Annotated in this window: 14 protein-coding genes and 1 riboswitch; of the genes, 6 read left to right on the forward strand and 8 right to left on the reverse strand. The window is 46.3% G+C overall.

Annotation, left to right across the window (positions count from 1 at the left end; translation table 11 throughout):
* Window positions 1-143: 143 nt before the first annotated feature.
* The 4 genes from QT998_RS00635 to QT998_RS00650 form a co-directional block, all read right to left on the reverse strand.
* Window positions 144-428, reverse strand: coding sequence for a DUF2470 domain-containing protein (locus QT998_RS00635; protein ID WP_333091332.1), 285 nt, complete (start codon window positions 426-428; stop codon window positions 144-146).
* 388 nt (window positions 429-816) lie between these two features.
* Window positions 817-2916 carry an SPFH domain-containing protein gene (locus QT998_RS00640; RefSeq protein ID WP_333113606.1) on the reverse strand — a complete coding sequence of 700 codons (2100 nt, stop codon included), beginning with the start codon at window positions 2914-2916 and terminating at the stop codon, window positions 817-819.
* A 229-nt stretch (window positions 2917-3145) separates the two neighbouring features.
* Entirely contained in the window at window positions 3146-5497 is a 2352-nt protein-coding gene (locus tag QT998_RS00645) for a PhoX family protein (RefSeq protein ID WP_333113604.1), read from the reverse strand.
* 221 nt (window positions 5498-5718) lie between these two features.
* Window positions 5719-6186, reverse strand: a complete 468-nt coding sequence (locus tag QT998_RS00650; protein ID WP_333113601.1) for a hypothetical protein — start codon at window positions 6184-6186, stop codon at window positions 5719-5721.
* Between the two features lie 249 nt (window positions 6187-6435).
* Between QT998_RS00650 and folK the strand changes: the two genes are divergently transcribed.
* From folK to QT998_RS00670, 4 genes are all read left to right on the forward strand, one after another.
* Window positions 6436-6924 (forward strand): 2-amino-4-hydroxy-6-hydroxymethyldihydropteridine diphosphokinase, encoded by a 489-nt coding sequence (folK, locus tag QT998_RS00655; RefSeq protein WP_333113595.1) that lies wholly within the window; start codon window positions 6436-6438, stop codon window positions 6922-6924.
* A 79-nt stretch (window positions 6925-7003) separates the two neighbouring features.
* Window positions 7004-7552, forward strand: coding sequence for an NUDIX hydrolase (locus QT998_RS00660; RefSeq protein WP_333091341.1), 549 nt, complete (start codon window positions 7004-7006; stop codon window positions 7550-7552).
* Between the two features lie 92 nt (window positions 7553-7644).
* Window positions 7645-9096, forward strand: coding sequence for an FAD-binding domain-containing protein (locus QT998_RS00665; RefSeq protein ID WP_333113592.1), 1452 nt, complete (start codon window positions 7645-7647; stop codon window positions 9094-9096).
* 210 nt (window positions 9097-9306) lie between these two features.
* Window positions 9307-9981: a Uma2 family endonuclease gene (locus QT998_RS00670; RefSeq protein WP_333113589.1), complete on the forward strand. Its 675-nt coding sequence runs from the start codon at window positions 9307-9309 to the stop codon at window positions 9979-9981.
* A 202-nt stretch (window positions 9982-10183) separates the two neighbouring features.
* On the opposite strand, the gene QT998_RS00675 is transcribed toward QT998_RS00670, so the two are convergent.
* A complete protein-coding gene (locus QT998_RS00675; RefSeq protein WP_333113586.1) occupies window positions 10184-10633 on the reverse strand; it encodes a hypothetical protein in 450 nt (149 codons plus the stop codon).
* 154 nt (window positions 10634-10787) lie between these two features.
* On the opposite strand from QT998_RS00675, the gene QT998_RS00680 reads away from it, so the two are divergent.
* Together QT998_RS00680 and QT998_RS00685 are read left to right on the forward strand one after the other, a co-directional pair.
* The gene (locus QT998_RS00680; RefSeq protein WP_194012082.1) at window positions 10788-11102 is read left to right on the forward strand and encodes a hypothetical protein; all 315 of its coding nucleotides are present in this window, start codon (window positions 10788-10790) and stop codon (window positions 11100-11102) included.
* A gap of 25 nt (window positions 11103-11127) precedes the next feature.
* Window positions 11128-13269, forward strand: a complete 2142-nt coding sequence (locus QT998_RS00685; RefSeq protein ID WP_333113583.1) for a pentapeptide repeat-containing protein — start codon at window positions 11128-11130, stop codon at window positions 13267-13269.
* 347 nt (window positions 13270-13616) lie between these two features.
* Here the strand turns inward: QT998_RS00685 and QT998_RS00690 are convergent, their stop codons facing one another.
* Genes QT998_RS00690 through QT998_RS00700 form a run of 3 tightly spaced genes read right to left on the reverse strand, consistent with a single transcriptional unit; the run spans window position 13617 to window position 16157 of the window.
* A complete protein-coding gene (locus tag QT998_RS00690) occupies window positions 13617-15191 on the reverse strand; it encodes an FAD-dependent oxidoreductase (protein WP_333217886.1) in 1575 nt (524 codons plus the stop codon).
* Window positions 15192-15200: 9 nt separating this feature from the next.
* Window positions 15201-15425 carry a hypothetical protein gene (locus QT998_RS00695; protein WP_333217888.1) on the reverse strand — a complete coding sequence of 75 codons (225 nt, stop codon included), beginning with the start codon at window positions 15423-15425 and terminating at the stop codon, window positions 15201-15203.
* Between the two features lie 12 nt (window positions 15426-15437).
* Window positions 15438-16157, reverse strand: a complete 720-nt coding sequence (locus tag QT998_RS00700) for a Uma2 family endonuclease (RefSeq protein ID WP_333092750.1) — start codon at window positions 16155-16157, stop codon at window positions 15438-15440.
* A 291-nt stretch (window positions 16158-16448) separates the two neighbouring features.
* A riboswitch (cobalamin riboswitch) is annotated at window positions 16449-16595 on the forward strand.
* Window positions 16596-16633 lie beyond the last annotated feature (38 nt).

Here is a 16633-nt window from a genome sequence, read left to right on the forward strand (position 1 = left end):
ACTAAAGTCCGTACTAGGAAAGAACCTTCAAATTATATCGGACTAAAGGTTTGTAGTGAGGACTTTAGTCCTTCAAAAGAATTTAAACTGACTAAAATCCGTACTACGAACCTTGAAATTATAACAGAATAGCGATAATTTGGCTACTTAGCAACTTTTCGGGCTTGTTTCACCAGATCGATCAGAGTGTGGTGGGCATCTTCGGCGTCGATTAAAGTGCGATCGAACTTGACTCTGACAGGCACTGTTTCGCCATTTACTTCAGCGGTTAAATCCATGCCGTCGGCATCGATAGCGAGCATTTGAGCGGATGTGGCCTCTGGCTTGTCGCCGTAGGCTTGAGCGTACAGGACTACGGCGCTAGCGTGGTCTTCGTTCATGTGAGTGCAGATGCGATCGCTAATTTCAGTGGAAAACTGGTCTGACATGGGGAGATTCCTCAGATGCAATATTGATCGATTGTACTGCGATTTCTCGCAACGCCAGAATATATAGCAGTTAACAGTTGACAGTTGACAGTTGACAGTTAGTTGAATTTAAAACAATATTTGTGTTTGTAGTAAGGACTTTAGTCCCGATTAGCTAAAAGCGTGAAAATAGGACTGAAGTCATCACTACGATCACAAATAGTCCCAGACGCACGGGCAGTCAGAAACCGGTTTTTTTACGAAAATCTTTGGTTGTCACCCACAGATTTGGTAAAAAACCCGGTTTCTTTGGCATAGATGCGTAAATCCTGAGAAAGCTTAACTAAAAGATCGATAGTCAAATGGCAATTCATAAAACAGCAAATCAATCTCACTCTCATGGAAAGTCTCAGGATTCGCTACTTGTTGCTTGGTTGCTTGAATGCAGTTTAGCTACTGGTAAATCAGGAAAATTTTCTACAGCAACAGGCGGCGATTTTTCCAACTTAACTACTGGCAATTCCCCGCCATTGCCTCCATTTTTGCTAGTTTGATTCCACATCATCATTCCCAGCAAACCATCAACCAAACCGCCGCCGCTACCATTACCGCTAACCGCAACATCTGGGACAACTCGCACCTGACTATCGCCGATAATTTGCATTAATTGCAAAGCCGTATAACCGGAACCGCCCAAAGCCACAACACCCGCCTGATAAGCTTCAGCTTGAGCATTTCCCTTCATCCGAATCGACTCAGCCTCGCCTTGAGCTTGTTTCACCTGAGAATTCGCTTTCAACTCAGCAATCTTCACGCCTTGTTCCGATTTCACCATCTCTTGTTGAATCTCAGCCAAAGCAGTTTCCCTGACCAATTGTTGCCGCTGAGTTTGTGCTAATTGCTGCACCTCATAAGTCTTGCGCTGTTCCTCAGCAATTTTGCGGTCTGTTTGAGTTTGCATCAACTCTGCTGGCGGCAAAATATCGCCGATCAAAGTATCAATTGCTTGTACGTCGTAGGTACGCAAAGCTGCTTTGATATACTCCGCTGCTTCCGCTTGTCTGCCGCTTCTTGCCGATAGAAAATCTAACACAGAATAAGATTGAGCCGAATTGCGGAAATAATTGCCGATTGTAGGCTGCAAAACGTGGTCTACTAAATTCTGCATCGAACCCACGCGCGAGATTACTTTCGGAGCATCTAAAGCGCCAACGTGAATAATCTGAGCTACTTCTAAGTCGAAGGCAAAACCATCTTGAGAACGCACGGTTAAAGATGAAAGTTTAGAATCATAACTGTGCCGTTCCGTCTTCCCAGACCAGTTCAATACTATATTAGTAGTTGGGACTAATTCTACTTTTAAAATGCGAGTATTTAGCGGATGTTTTCCTGGATAAAGAGGAGTCACCCACACCCCTTTATTGCCGACATTTACTAAATTGCCGTGGGTGAAAGCAGCACCGCTGACATCTTCCGAGGTTTTACCAACATAGGAAATAACTGCGCCGACATAGCCGATCGGGATTTCGGTCATCGGCACTTGTTCCACGCCGACAAACCAAGGATTTAAGTTCCAGGAACCGGAAAGCAAAACTTGTTCTTGCAAACCGCGCCTACCGCCACCGATGATAAATTTTTGCGCGTTTTGGAAGTTGTCGTGGTTCGGAATAATCGAACCTGCAATTTCGCCATCTTGAATCGGAACGCCGTCATAAGTTGTGACAATTCCTACTTTGTCGGAAGCAACTTTGTACAGTTTTAACAGTTCCGATGTCATCCCGTGTTTAGGAGCATTTACTGCTGTAATTACAGTAAATAATGCCGTATTAATTCGATAGCTACCACCTGTAAGAATGCCTAGTTGTCTGCCTTTTTCCCCACCAGTTATGAAGAATTTGCGAGCATCTTGAAAATTATCGCATTCTGTGTATTTACCGAGGATGCGCTGTGGCGGAATCGGCGCGCCTCCGGCTGCGATTACTAAACCAATTTCGCCTTGAGGAACTACGGTTAGAGACTCTTTGCGGACGCTGTATTGTATGGGCCAATAACCCCAGTGCCAACCGGGGGGTAAAGTATCAGCTTGATATCCAGCTTCTCCGTTTAAGGCAATTAAATCTGCTGCGGGTAAAGACTTTTTGCCGAGGCTAAACTTTTTACTGACAATTCCCACTTCGCGATCGCCAATTACGACTAATCCGCCAAAAAATAATGGCAGGACTAGAATAATGATCATACTGCCGATCGCGATCGGGATAAATCCGCCCGGCCCTAGCTGCATTGTCTGCACGGGAATAGTGGTACGCAACTGCCCTAGCTGCCAGCTAGAATCAGGTTTTACGGCTTGCTGAGTTGTTTGAACTGCGGGGGGGATATCGCCAGCAGCTAATACCGGTGAGGGTTTCAAACTGGCTATTGCACTGATGGCTAAAGACGCCGAAACAGCGGCTGCTAACTGTTTTAAAACGCGAACTTTGACTTGAGACTCGGACAAAAATGAATAAAGCATTTTTTTGAGCAGGACTAATTTATCCTAGGATCTCCAGCTTAGCCTTCCTCAAAACTTTTTACATAAAACTTAAGCTCTTATTTTTTATTATTTTCTGTCATAATAGTCATATTTATCAGTAAAAATACTTAATATAAAACTCAAAAACCATCAGTCATCAATCAAGGCGTAAGGCTCGCAGTGCACACCCTAGCGATGACTAATGACTAATGACTAATAACTAAGCGCTTTAAACAAACTGACCCGTTGCAGTCGATCGCACGCGGCGAATCCCAATCACCGACGGCATCGGCGATCTGCGCGAATCATTCGAGATATTACTCGGCCACAAACTGCCGCGAGAAACACTGCGAGTCTGATTAAAAACAGCACCGTTCAAATCCAACATTTCAATTTGCCGACTCAGTACAGTACCATCATCGATCGGGCAATCTTCCCCAGGATGCTGCACCGAAAGCAACAGCGTATCTCCCACAAAAGTCGGCCCGGTCATTTCGCACCGATTCGGCCCTTGAGCAAACGGAATGACTGTTCCCGCATTCGGGCCGGAAGTCGGAATATAAAACAGCCAATTATTGCCGAAAACACCAGTAAAATCCGAGACATTTCCTGTCTTTTTGTGGTCGATCGCCGTTGCCTTTCCCACACTCCCTACGTCAAAACCATTGTGCGTGGGAGTAGACATATCAGTGACACCCCAAATATTACCTTGAGTGTCAAAAACTAAATTATCTACACTAGCAAAGCCCGCCCCAGAGACTGAACCCGCTTCTCCACCTTGAACAAAACGCTGCCAGCGGAATGTCGAACCCGCGCCGTCGGAACTATCTTCAATTATTTTGTAAATTCCTCCCGACTGCTGGGTGCTATTGACTCCGCTACCGTATTTAGCAACAGTAAAAATGCGAGAATCTGGATAACCATCGCTACCAGGTGCGCCGTCAGTATAAGAAATGAAAACTTCCTTAGTAGTAGGATTAACTTCCAAATCTTCAGGCCGCGCTGTCGGAGTGCCACCAATCAAATTAGCAGCATGAAAAGCATCAACTAAAACTGCGCCTTGGCTGCTGTAGAAATTAGCCAGAGTTTTATTTCTGTAGCCGGGAAGTGCTGTTGCTTCATTAGTTGTATCTACTACAAAAGAACCGCCGTCCTCGGTTTGACCGGCAATTCCGCTGCGTTTGGGGAAGCGAGTATTTGCATCTCTTTGAGCTTTGCCAAAAGTTGCTAATTCCGCTTCGCCAACTTTAGAAGGACTGACTGGATTCGTCGGGCTATTTAATGCCAACGGCAGCCATCTTCCCGCACCGTTGCGGTTGTATTGGGCAACGTACAAAGTGCCGTCTTCAAACAAGCGGCTGTTGGTTTTATCTGCGGGATTGCTGACAGTACCGCTGCTGACAAATTTCCAGGTGTGTCCGCCGCGCCGATCGTCCCCCATGTACACTACTAACTTGCGTCCCGCTGCGGCGCGAATCGCGACGTTTTCGTGGCGGAAACGGCCTAAAGCGGTGTGTTTGCGGGGGCGGAAACTCGGATCTTGGGGATCGACTTCTACCATCCAGCCGTATTTTTCGCCGACTAAGCCGAATTCCTCGCCGGTAGTGCCCTTGGCGTAGCCGGTTTGGCCGCCGTTGGGTTTGATGTTTTCTTGAACTCCGACGAAGAATAGTTCGCTACCTTGGAAGTTTTCTTCGGCGGAGAGGATTGTGCCCCAAGGGGTTGTGCCGCCGGAACAGTTGTAGGCTGTACCGATGATGCGGTTTCCCAGCCCGTCGCTGTTGACTTGGGCGAAGACTTGGGTGGCTGCGGGGCCCGTGCCCGTGAGGTACTCGTTATCGCCTTGTCTGGTTCCCCAGGAGGTGACATCTTTGTATTTGTCGGTACGCTGGCTGTTGATGCCGAGGCCGGAAAGTCCGTGAATGCGTCGGTTGAGGGAGTCGCGGGCGATCGCCCCAAATCTGCCGTTAGACTGTTTGGTAATGCGGACGATCGAACCACCGAGATTGTAGAGGAATTCGCCGAGAGTATCGCGATTCTTTACGGATAAGTCTATACCGAGTACGGCGCGATCGGTTGCTGGAAATGATGCCACATCTGACGGCGCTTCCGGCGCTACTTTCGACATCGGGAAGGATACGTACTCGTGGTTAACCCAGAGATAGCCGTCGTCACTGCTGCCGCGAATCCCTACAAAGCCGGTGTAGTCGTTGTTGTAGCCGAAATAGTCTGCCGGATCGGGGAAAACTCGATCGCCCCAGCGGAGAATCACGTACCGTTCGTATTCCGGCGGCACAACTACATCGTCAACCACGCTGTAGCTGGTTAATCGAGTATTCTGCGAGGCCGCCATCACTGTTCCCTGTCCGTTTGGGGCGATCGGCATAAAGCTGGACAATTCTTGATAAACTGGCAGCGGGTGAGGAAGTCTTAACGGAGTGAAAGATAGCGGCCCTACAATAGATTCCGCCGAGGTGGAATTGATGCCGAAGAGTGTTTGAGTTAGTTGAGGGGCAAGCACAGTGGTAGCTGCACTGCTGCCAAAGAAAATTAACAGTTGTCGGCGAGTTATTTTAGACATAAATTCCTTTTCAACCCAACTTCCCTAATCAGATGATTCCGTATGAAACTCTATCACTGTTAAATTAAGGGGAGTTAACCTGAAGGTTAATTAAAGTGGAATTATATTTGGGTTAATAATTGGTTATTAGTTGTTTGTTGTTTGTTATTTGTTGTTGGCTACCAATGCCCAATCCCTCCGCTTCGCGCTCGCCCAATGCCCAATGCCCCATTACCACTATTTTAATCATCTCGAAAACCCGGATCGTTTTGTCTGGATGCCGATCGACTGGGCGCAGGTACATCGATCGCTTGCGAAGACCCAGAATTTGCGGGCGAAGTATTGCCGTCTCTGAATCCCAGCAGCAATTGAGCATCGCCAAAATATCTAGTCCACTGTTCGATTCTCGCATCTTTTTGCCAGTCGCGGCGGGATACTCTCGATCGCAAAACTGGAACTCTTTGTCGGCTGCGATCGGCTGTAATGATGACTGTAACTTCTGTTAATGCCGGATTTTCTTGAAACTCGCGGGCGATCGACTCTTTCGCTAAATCTTCCGCCTGCTGCACTAAACTCGCAAAAGATTGACTGCCGTCCGAATCTAAGGTAAGGTAGCGCTCTTTTGTTTCAGCCAAAGCTATCGATATACTTGCTGTTAAACTGATAATTGCTAGAATGACGGCGGACAATAAACGTATGTACAAATTCATTATGTTTGAAACTAAATACTAACACTTGTCAATCATAATCAATAAAAATTAACATCTTATTAAGTTATGATTAAAATAATATTTTGTATAATCAGATTTTGCGGACAATAGGGCTTGTAGGCTAGATAACTAAATCTTTCTTTATTCTTGCTTTTTCCGACTTCCCTCTTCCTTCTTCCGACTTCCCTCTTCCTTCTTCCTGACATCCGTGACATCCGTTACACAATCCGTTGCCGAACCTTCTTCTTTATGAAACTCACAAAAAGTGCGATCGCCCTCGGTAGCAACTTAGGCGACTCCCTCGCCACACTCTCTAGCGCGATCGTAACCCTCAACAACACCCCAGGAATAGCAGTAAAATCTCATTCAAGCTGGTATCAAACCGCCCCCGTGGGGCCGCCGCAACCCGATTACATCAACGCCTGTGCCATCCTAGAAGTTGCCCTAGAACCGAAACAATTGCTAGCAGCTTTATTAGAAATTGAAATAAAATTTAATCGGATTCGCCGCGAAAAATGGGGGCCAAGAACCCTCGACCTAGATTTACTGCTGTACGACAATTTAATCCTAGAAACTCCGACACTGACTCTACCTCATCCCCGGATGACCGAAAGAGCTTTTGTATTAGTACCTTTAGCAGAAATTGCCCCGGATTGGGTGCATCCGGTGACGAAAAGTGCGATCTATCAACTCGTGCAAAAGGTAAACTGTTCGGGAGTGGAAAAAATGAAAATGTAAAAATTGAGCAAAATTTAATGGCTTCAATCGCATATGATGTCATAAATTAGTGCAATCAAACATTATTCGCTTCTCGCTTATGCCATTAGGAAAAGAACTGCCCCAACTCCTCAAACAGCGCCTGTTTTACCAAGGGCGCAAATTCAACTTTGACGTAGCTAGGCTGCGCCTTCCCAACGGTTCCGAAGGCGACTGGGAATGTATTCGCCACCCAGGCGGAGCACTTGCAGTTCCCGTCACTCCCGAAGGTAAACTCGTCTTGGTGCGACAATACCGATTCGCCGCCAAAGGACGGATTTTAGAATTTCCCGCAGGTACAGTTGAAATCAATGAAAGCCCAGCCCAAACTATCAAACGCGAAATCGAAGAAGAAACCGGATATCGCGCTGGAAAATGGCGAGAATTAGGCAAATTCCTGCTCGCACCCGGTTATTCTGACGAAATCATTTATGCTTTTTTAGCCCAAGATTTGGTCAAGCTGGAAAAGCCGCCAGAACAAGACGATGATGAAGACATGGAAACAGTTTTGTTCACTCCAGAGGAATTAGAAAAAGCCATTTTAGCAGGCGAACCAATTGATGCAAAATCAATTTCTAGCTTTTTTCTAGCGCGCCCTTTTTTGATGTAAAATAGTATCGCGGTGCGTCGCTTACATACAGTCGCAAATAACTAGAATTGTGGCAGCGACGCACCCTACAAAAATATTAAACCTCAAATCAAATGTCAGACTTAATTTTATTTTGGCACCGTCGAGATTTACGTATTTCTGACAACATCGGACTGGCTGCCGCGCGCCAGGAAAGCCCGAAAGTAGTCGGGATTTTTTGCCTGGATCGCAATATTCTCGATCGCGATGACGTAGCGCCAGCCAGAGTCACCTACATGATAGGTTGCTTGCAAAAACTTCAGGAGAATTACAGCAAAGCAGGTAGCCAATTGCTGATAATCCAAGATGAACCAAGTCATGGCATCCCAAAATTAGCAACCGCAATCGATGCCAAAGCAGTATTTTGGAACCTGGATGTTGAACCCTATGCAAAAGAGCGAGATATCAGCGTATCAAAAGCTCTCGAACAGGCAGGAATTCAAGTTAAAAATTTCTGGGATCAAATCCTGCACGCCCCGGACGATATTCGCACTGGTACAGGAAAACCCTACACAGTTTATACACCATTTTGGAAAAATTGGCACAGCAAACCCAAAGCTGAACCAGTAGAGACACTGCCGATAACTTATCTGGAATTAATGACCGGATTAAGCGCCCAAGAACAAGAAATCGCTAACCAAACAGGTGCAATAGAAACACTGCCAACGGCATCTAGTTTGGGATTTACTTGGGAAAATCCGTTAGTAATAGAACCCGGAGAAGATGCAGCGCGAGCAAAGTTGGAAGAATTTTGCGAAATCGCCATTTACGAATATCAAGAACAGCGCAATTTTCCAGCAAATAATGGCACATCGCAACTCAGCGCCGCCCTCAAATTCGGTGCAATTGGTATCCGCACAGTTTGGCAAGCTACCGAGAGAGTAATGGAAACTTGTCGCAGCGAAGAAGCGTCTACAAGCATCCGCACTTGGCAACAGGAAATAGCGTGGCGAGAATTTTACCAACACGCCATGTATAACTTCCCTGACTTAGCAGATGGGCCCTACCGTCAAGCATTCAAAAATTTTCCTTGGGAGAACGATGAAAAACTCTTTCAAGCTTGGTGTCGAGGCAAAACTGGCTATCCTATTATCGATGCAGCAATGCGGCAGTTAAATCAGACTGGTTGGATGCACAATCGCTGTCGGATGATAGTCGCTAGTTTCCTCACGAAAGATTTAATTGTTAACTGGCAGTGGGGGGAAAAATACTTTATGCAAAATTTGATTGACGGCGACCTTTCTGCTAACAATGGCGGCTGGCAGTGGAGCGCATCGAGCGGGATGGACCCGAAACCTTTGCGAATATTTAATCCCGCCAGTCAAGCTCAGAAATTTGACCGGGAAGGGGAATATATTCGGCACTGGGTTCCAGAATTGCGCCGAGTTGATACGAAACTTTTGCTAACAGGAAATATTTCGCCTATAGAACGCAGGCTGCTTCATTATCCCGATCCGATCGTAGATCACAACGAGCAGCAGCGCAAGTTTAAGGAGCTTTATAAACTACAAAAAATAGCAGATTAGAAAACCGGACGAATGGAATTCGCGCCTACACAGACAAAACCCGCCGATGCGGGTTGAAGAAATAAAGAAAACTGGGCAAATGGAATTAGGTTGTTTTTTTTATACCTTCTAAATTCGGACTATTTTTTTGGTAGACGCGGTTGAAACCGCCGTCTTATCCGATCTAAATCGTATTGAGTTACAATAAACTTAATTAAATCGGAGGTTGGAATGGTAACGCTGCAATTGAGACAAATCAGTGTACCGCCTGGACATAGAGTGCTGTTCCATGATGTAAGTTGGCTGGAATTTGAAGCAATTTTAGAGGAGTTGGGAGAACACCGTGCTTCCAGAATCGCTTACAGTAAAGGAATTTTGGAGATTAGGATGCCACTACCAGAACACGAATTTAATAAAGAAATCATTGGCGATATGGTCAAGATATTACTCGAAGAACTTGAAATTGATCGAGAATGTTTTGGTTCGACGACTTTTAAACGCCAGAGTATGTTGCAAGGAATAGAGCCTGATAACTGTTTTTACATTCAAAATTCCGCTCTAATGATTGGCAAAAAGCGCATCGACTTAAGTATCGATCCGCCACCGGATTTAGCAATTGAAGTGGATTTAACTTCTAAAACTCAATTGGATGCTTACGAGGCGCTGGGAGTTCCTGAAATCTGGCGGTACGAAAATAAAAGGCTTCAGATTAATGTGCTTGAAAATGGGAAATATGTTGAATCGGCAATTAGTCCGACATTTCCGAATCTGCCAATTATTGAAGCTATTTCTGAATATTGCGAACAAAGTCAAACAGCGGGGACGAGTCAAACTCTCCGATTGTTTCGCAAGTGGGTGATAGAACAAATCCTGTCAATTCCGGTTGCACCGTCAGGTGATTGTTGATTGTTGACTGTTGACTGTTGACTGCTGACTGTTGACTGTTGATTCGGGGTAGGAAAACTGAATGATTGAGTATTAGCTGTTGACTCGATTTTATTATTCCGATGCAACCGGAAACGATATCAGACTTTGACGACTAAAGTCTTTACTACCAACTTGAGGGCTAAAGTCCTTACTACCAATTTGCTACAATCTAATTGCTTTTTTAGTTGCGCTGTTGAGTGATAGAGAGAGAGTAAGGGTGTTGACCTTGAGCCCGATCGCCCACGAAAATTACATAAGTCCCCTTGTCCCCATAACCGGAAAATTCTACGTTCCCCGCACCAGCATTCGCCGGTAGGACGCAGAAACGACCCCTCGGCCCCTGAATCATCAAACTCGGCGCTCCCGCCGTTTGTACTGCAATTTTCCAGTATGGCAAATCCTGCGTTACTTCGATCACCTGGTTCGGCCCGGCGGCCACGAAACCGCAGTCGCCGCTATTGTTCGGGCCGCCGGAGACTCCTGAAACACTCAGGGGTTCGCGAAATCCCGGAGCAATTTGTAGCGGTTGGCTCCGAAGAGCCCCCGGTGCAGTTAAAATCATTCCTAGGGCTAGGATTGCGATCGAGCCAAAGCGCAGTCTGGGGCGATCGCACGGATAGCATATCTTCATTTTTATCCTTATTTATCCGAACACAATGGCGGAAGGTTCCACTTCTTTGACGGTAGAGGATAATGAGCGGTTCCGAACACGCTAATGTGACTCTTATTAATGTGACCGCCCTAAAACGATCGGCGTACAGCTAAACTAACTCCCAATTTTTTTTATGAATCCTCAAAATAAGTTCAATTTGCAGCAAGCGATCGCACAACTAAAAGCTAAAGTAGAGCGATCGTCCCTCATCCAACAAAATCCAGATAGCTATCAAGCGCTCGGAACCTTCTACAATCAATTTCTGGACAAGTTTCAAAAACTCCCCAAACCAGGACAAGTGGCAGTCTTTGCCGTCGGAGCGATCGTGGTTCTGACAGTCTTCAATAGCATAGTACAGCTAATTTCGGCCCTGATGAGTCTTGCCGTTCTCGGAGTGCTAATCTACATAGCGTACAAATTGGCAATATCTGCTGATTCGTCCAACTAACGACTAAAAATAGGAAATTATAAATATGGCTAACCCAACCGCATCCGGTGATGATATTAATCAACCCGATCCGTCTCCATCTTGGCAGACAAAATCCCAGCAAATGCCACTGCTGGTTCGTAGGTGCGGCGCTTGGGCCGTTGAAATTTCCTTAATTGCCGCCAGCGCCCTCGTTCCCTTCAGTATCGGGGCATTGGTCAACAAGGACGCTCAAACCGTGCCCCTAAATTCCTCTGTAGCGGCAACATCGGAAACTGTAGCCCGTATTTTGGGCGTACCCGTGCGCGATCGCAACCCGAGAGTCGCACCCCTAACTAATCTATTCTGGTCGGGGGCGCTGCTAGCACCGCTAGTTTTAGCGGCGTGGGAACTGTTTTTGCTCGCCCGAACCGGCCAAACACTCCCGAAACGCTGGTTTGCCGTTAAAGTCGTCACAGCTTTTGGTACTCCTCCGGGTTGGAGGCGAGTGCTGATCCGCGAAAGTTTGGGGCGCTGGGGAGTGCCTCTGGGCGTAGCCTACGGCATTTGGCGCTTGTCCGGCGCGTTTCCTGATTTAATCATTTTAGGGGGGTTGAGCGGCTTGGCAGTGCTGGCAGACGGCGCTTTTGCATTCCGCTACAAACGGCAATCGGGACACGATCGCCTCGCGAATACTTTGGTGGTCAATGCGCGATCGATCGAACAATCTGCCAATCCTGTCAACAATCAAGATTGGACTGAGGAAGACGCGCAGATTGCGGCTTTGGTTTTGACTCGCGAAACCAATGTCAAAGAAGATCCCAGTTTGTGGAATTGGATGCGCCAACATCCAGGCACAACTTTAGTGATAGTTACCATTGGCAGCGCGGGATTAATTTTAACTTTGTTTGTTGGCACTTTGATCTACACTCAAAGTCAAGCAAATATGCGGGATTCTCGCCAGCGGAACGACGAATTATTTGTGGCTTTGGTTAGTAAATTGTCTCCGGCTTCGCCCAGCGGAACATCGGGGAGGCGATCGGCAATTTTGGCTTTGGGGGCGGTGGAAGATTCCCGCGCCATACCGCTGTTAGCGGATTTGCTAACCCAAGAAGATAGCAGCTCAATGCTGGACGCGATCCAACAAGCTTTAGTCAGTAGTGGGCCGAAAGCTTTACCTGACTTGCGGCGATTAAACCAAGGTCTCAGCAACGAGATCGAATCCCTGCGCTACCGGGGGAAAGCCTCGGAACGCGAGTTAGCGGCTACCCGTCAGCGAACAGTGCAAAGGGCGATCGGCAAAATTCTCACAGTGTATAGCAGCCAACTCAACGGCGTCGATCTCAGTCGCACCGATTTAAGTCAAACTCCTGCCGGCCCCGCTCAGTTTACTTTAGTATTAGACAAAGTTGACTTATCAGGAATCAAGCTGAAAAACGCCAATTTAACCAATGCCAGCTTGCAGGGAACTCGCTTTTACGGCAGCGGCGAAGACAGGCGTCCGGGTACATTTGACGATTGGATTTCTGACTTGAGCAGCGCTAATTTTGAAGGAGCAAATTTAACCGGAGCATTTTTAAATAGTGCTGTAATGAACCGCACTACTTTTGTGCGCGCTGTCCTGAACAAAGCTAATTTGTCAAGCGGAAATTTGAATGGAGCTAATTTTAGCAGTGCTCTTTTAATTGGCGCAAATTTGCAGCAAGCAATGTTAAAAAATGCAGCTTTTACGGGTGCAGATATGGGCAGCGCGAATTTGTCTGGAGCCGATTTATCAGGCGCGCGTTTGGGCAAAGTCAAGGGCCAAGGCGCTCAGTTATCCTTGACAAATTTGTCTAAATCGGAATGGCAAGGTGCAGATTTATCCGGTGCAAATTTGAAAAGTGCGAACTTACAAAATGCCGATTTGAGTTCTGCTAAACTCGCCAACGCCAATTTTCAAGATGCTCGGTTGCAAGATGCTAATTTGCGGAATGCCGACCTGATTTCGGTTGATTTTAGGGGCGCAAATGTAGCGGGAGTGAATTTTCAAGGGGCTGTATTTCAGGGTAAAGCAGCTTCCGATCAGTTTATTCAAAGTCCTGCAGGTAGTAAATCAGGTAGATTCCAAGGAGTTGATTTTGCCGAGGCTAAAAATTTAGATAAAAATCAAATTGCTTACATTTGTTTGCAGGGAGGTATTCATCCGAAGTGCTCGCAGAAGAATTAAGAATTGGTTTGTAGTGAGGACTCAAGGGGAGCATTTCATTTTTGTAAAAAGCATTTTTTGTTTGAGTCCTGTCCTCGCTCGCTTGGTGATAAAAGCCCGTGCGAGGACAGCACTACAAAAGCTGGCGTGCTTGATGCTCCTTCTTCCTTCTTCCTGATGACGTTGGACGGAAAGCAGTTGTCAGTTGTCAGTTGTCAGTTGTCAGTTGCCAGTTGTTACAAATAACAAATAAAAAATAACTAATGACTGATGACTAATGACGGCAGGAGGGCGGGCACGGGGGCACCGCCCCTAATGACTTCTTCCATCTTCCATCTTCCATCTTCCATCTTCCATCTTCCATCTTCTTAAGCAATAGCATCCGCACCGACAAGTGTCTCGAATTGCGCTAATAGCGTTCCATCAGCATTGTTTGCAACTCCAAAAATTTTAGGTAACTGACCTGTTTCAACGAGAACTTGTCTCACTTCTGCGTTAGATATATCAGCTATATTTTTATTATTAAGAATAGCATTAATGGCAGCGATACCGACACCTTGACCAACTGCAGCGTTGAATTCAACAATTCTGCCGACGGAACAGGCGAACCCTTCAAATCCAGAACACGGACTGACAACTGCCAGGTTAGGAATGTTTTTCATCACTGCGTGGCGGATGCCAATATTGAAGGTAGGCTGTTTAAAACTCAGACTTTTTAACCATCCTAAACTGTTGGCTTTTTCCCCCATACCGGGGATGCCTCCGCGTACATCAAAATGATAGCTAAATGTTGCCAGTGCTTGATTGGCAGGTACGCCACCTAACAGCATTTGTGCGCCCGTTAAAGGTTCTACAACTCCCGTCACATTGCCTGCGTGTCTGATATACAGTTCTGAGGCAGAAGTAACAGAAGTAGCCCCCAAACTCCTCAGCCAAGTTGCTACGAATAACATCTCTTTTTGCATATTAGCCGTCGGTTTACTCCCGCTTTTGGCTAAGGCTTCTGCTTCGCTGCTGGTGACTGCAAATAATAGCGCGTTCCACGAAAGTCTGCTATTTGGAAGTATGGCTATATTTCCCTCGTCTAAAATTACGCCGATTTCAGGAAAAGATAGCTTTGTTCCTCTAAAGGAGTGGTAAGCTACAGACAGCGCGGGCGATCGCACGTCGATGTAATCGTTGCCTGCCCACAGAGTTTTGAGATTTCCTCTGGTGTCGAGCATTTCCTGTCGGAGTTCTTCTGCTAGTTGGGCATCCTTGCCTGCAGCGTACAGCAAAAATTTTTGACTCTCAGAATCGGCGAGGTTTGTGAAGCGTTTTAGATAAATGTAATCGAGTTCTTTCAGTTTTCTTGCACTGAGTCCTTGGGTTTCAAAAGCGAGGGTGACTGGAAGTTCGGAGTTTGGCAGACCAAAGGTTTCAAATCCCTTTAGCTTTTTCGCGCCGGCAGCTTGAGCTAATTCGCCATTGACAGTGGCATCAATAAATTGCTTTCCTGCATAAACTATGCCTTTAGATGTGGTTATGCTGGCAATTCTTTGGCGTTCTTTATTGACTGATTGAATTTCTACTTTGCTGAGGAGATCGACACCTGCTTGTGACAGCATTTCTTGCAGCGCTGCGCTGGCTTTGCGGGGATCAAGCGCGATCGCACTGACACCGGATTTTTGCAGGAACTCTTGATAGATTGTCGCTGGTGAACCAAAGGTATCTAACTTTAAAGATTGTCGCAGTTCTTGATCTATCTGACTTCTATCTAAATAAGCAAGGCCGCCTCTGACTAAATGCCCGCCAATGCCTTCTTGCAAGTTTGCTTTCGACATCAGCAAAACTCGCGGATAACGCTTTGTCCGGCGGCGGTATTCTCGGGCTGCTGAGATAACGGCTATAACTCCCGGAACTTCATCCCCAAAGCCGATGACATCGTAAAAACGCAGATCCATAACCATTATTTAATAACCTCTCCAGATTTTCATGTTTTCGAGCTGCTTGTCAATGTTTGCTATCAAACTATCTGTCTGTTCCAAATAAGTCCGCATCTTTCCTAATTTTTTTGATAAATATTCATACATTCCCGGACGCAGAAACCGGGTTTTTCTCGAAAATTCTCGGTTGAGGGCGATCGGGCGTGGAAAAATCAGATTGGCGATCGCCCGCAGAGTACCTCTGTGTCGCACTCTTGACTGCAATCAGCTTATATTATCAGGATCTATCCCCAACTCTCGCAATCGTTCAGCTAGTCGATCGGCGCGCTGCGATTCCTGTTGTGCGCGCTGCGATTCCTGTTGTGCGCGTTGCGCCGATTCTTTCACCTGTTCTTCTGGAGTAAAATAACGTTTTCCATCAGCATCGTACCAATACAACCACTCCCTTGTCACCCCAGAATAATTGCCCCTTTCACAGCCAATTCCCAAACCTATCTCTGGCATCCAAACAGGATTTCCTGACTGTAACTCGTACTTGCCATTGACTAGCTTGTGTACTTCCAAATGAGGTTTGCGACGGCGGCGAGAAGAGTAAATAACATAGTAAAGTATGCCTAAACTTTGATATTCTTCCAATTTGGCGGTATATTCCTTGCGATAAGTTGGGGAAACAACTTCGAGGACAAAAGTTGGCATCACTTTTTCCTCCCACACCGCGTAACTGGGACGCAATTCTTCGTCATAAAACCGTTGCACCCCTAAACTCAAGAAAGCATCTGGCACAATCGGAGGTTTTTCCGGGTGATGGTAAAGACCCATATCTATACCAAAAAACCAGTCCATGCGTTCTGCCCAAAGTATGAGCAATATTGCTTTTAGCAATCCTGGGATTAATTCTTGCAGTTCGTTATCCACTGGTGTTTCATCTGAGTCTGGTAGTTCGTCGGCTGAGGGCCAGTGCGTCGGAAAGTTGTAATTTAACATGGCGGGTTTCCTCAAAACTCATTAATATTATAGCGTTTAGTTGTTTGGCTATAATTTTGTATTTCCTAAAGATTTTAATGAACCGCGAAGACGCAAAGGACGCGAAGGAAGATAGATTAAATTGTGTTTGCTGGCAGTTTTATTGTTTGTCATTGCGAGGAACGAAGCAATCCTAAGTGTTGGCGATTGCTTCGTTCTTTGCAATGACAGTTGAAGCTGTCGGACACAATCTAAGCTAGTTAATTTGAAATATTTTGGTAAAGTATTCGGCTGAGAGTTGCGCGATCGACTATACTAAGCTAATCATTCGGTTCTAATGGGGAGCAGCCATTAGAGGAAACGGGGAAAGTTCGGTGTAAGTCCGGCGCTGTCCCGCAACTGTAATGAAAGCTATGTCGCTTTCTGAGTCAGGATGCCCGCCGATGTGTTTGTTTACATAGTCTCATCTGCGAGGTTCAGCGTGAAGGCCAGAAATC

The sequence above is a fragment of the Microcoleus sp. S1D4 genome, from assembly GCF_036700765.1.
GTDB lineage: Bacteria > Cyanobacteriota > Cyanobacteriia > Cyanobacteriales > Microcoleaceae > Microcoleus.

What these genes read in the sequence shown, in the direction of transcription:
- QT998_RS00675 (WP_333113586.1), bottom strand. Translation starts at nt 10,633, where the DNA reads ATGAAGATATGCTATCCGTGCGATCGCCCCAGACTGCGCTTTGGCTCG.
- QT998_RS00665 (WP_333113592.1), top strand. Translation starts at nt 7,645, where the DNA reads ATGTCAGACTTAATTTTATTTTGGCACCGTCGAGATTTACGTATTTCT.
- QT998_RS00670 (WP_333113589.1), top strand. Translation starts at nt 9,307, where the DNA reads ATGGTAACGCTGCAATTGAGACAAATCAGTGTACCGCCTGGACATAGA.
- QT998_RS00700 (WP_333092750.1), bottom strand. Translation starts at nt 16,157, where the DNA reads ATGTTAAATTACAACTTTCCGACGCACTGGCCCTCAGCCGACGAACTA.
- QT998_RS00640 (WP_333113606.1), bottom strand. Translation starts at nt 2,916, where the DNA reads ATGCTTTATTCATTTTTGTCCGAGTCTCAAGTCAAAGTTCGCGTTTTA.
- QT998_RS00645 (WP_333113604.1), bottom strand. Translation starts at nt 5,497, where the DNA reads ATGTCTAAAATAACTCGCCGACAACTGTTAATTTTCTTTGGCAGCAGT.
- QT998_RS00650 (WP_333113601.1), bottom strand. Translation starts at nt 6,186, where the DNA reads ATGAATTTGTACATACGTTTATTGTCCGCCGTCATTCTAGCAATTATC.
- folK (WP_333113595.1), top strand. Translation starts at nt 6,436, where the DNA reads ATGAAACTCACAAAAAGTGCGATCGCCCTCGGTAGCAACTTAGGCGAC.
- QT998_RS00685 (WP_333113583.1), top strand. Translation starts at nt 11,128, where the DNA reads ATGGCTAACCCAACCGCATCCGGTGATGATATTAATCAACCCGATCCG.
- QT998_RS00680 (WP_194012082.1), top strand. Translation starts at nt 10,788, where the DNA reads ATGAATCCTCAAAATAAGTTCAATTTGCAGCAAGCGATCGCACAACTA.
- QT998_RS00660 (WP_333091341.1), top strand. Translation starts at nt 7,004, where the DNA reads ATGCCATTAGGAAAAGAACTGCCCCAACTCCTCAAACAGCGCCTGTTT.
- QT998_RS00690 (WP_333217886.1), bottom strand. Translation starts at nt 15,191, where the DNA reads ATGGATCTGCGTTTTTACGATGTCATCGGCTTTGGGGATGAAGTTCCG.
- QT998_RS00635 (WP_333091332.1), bottom strand. Translation starts at nt 428, where the DNA reads ATGTCAGACCAGTTTTCCACTGAAATTAGCGATCGCATCTGCACTCAC.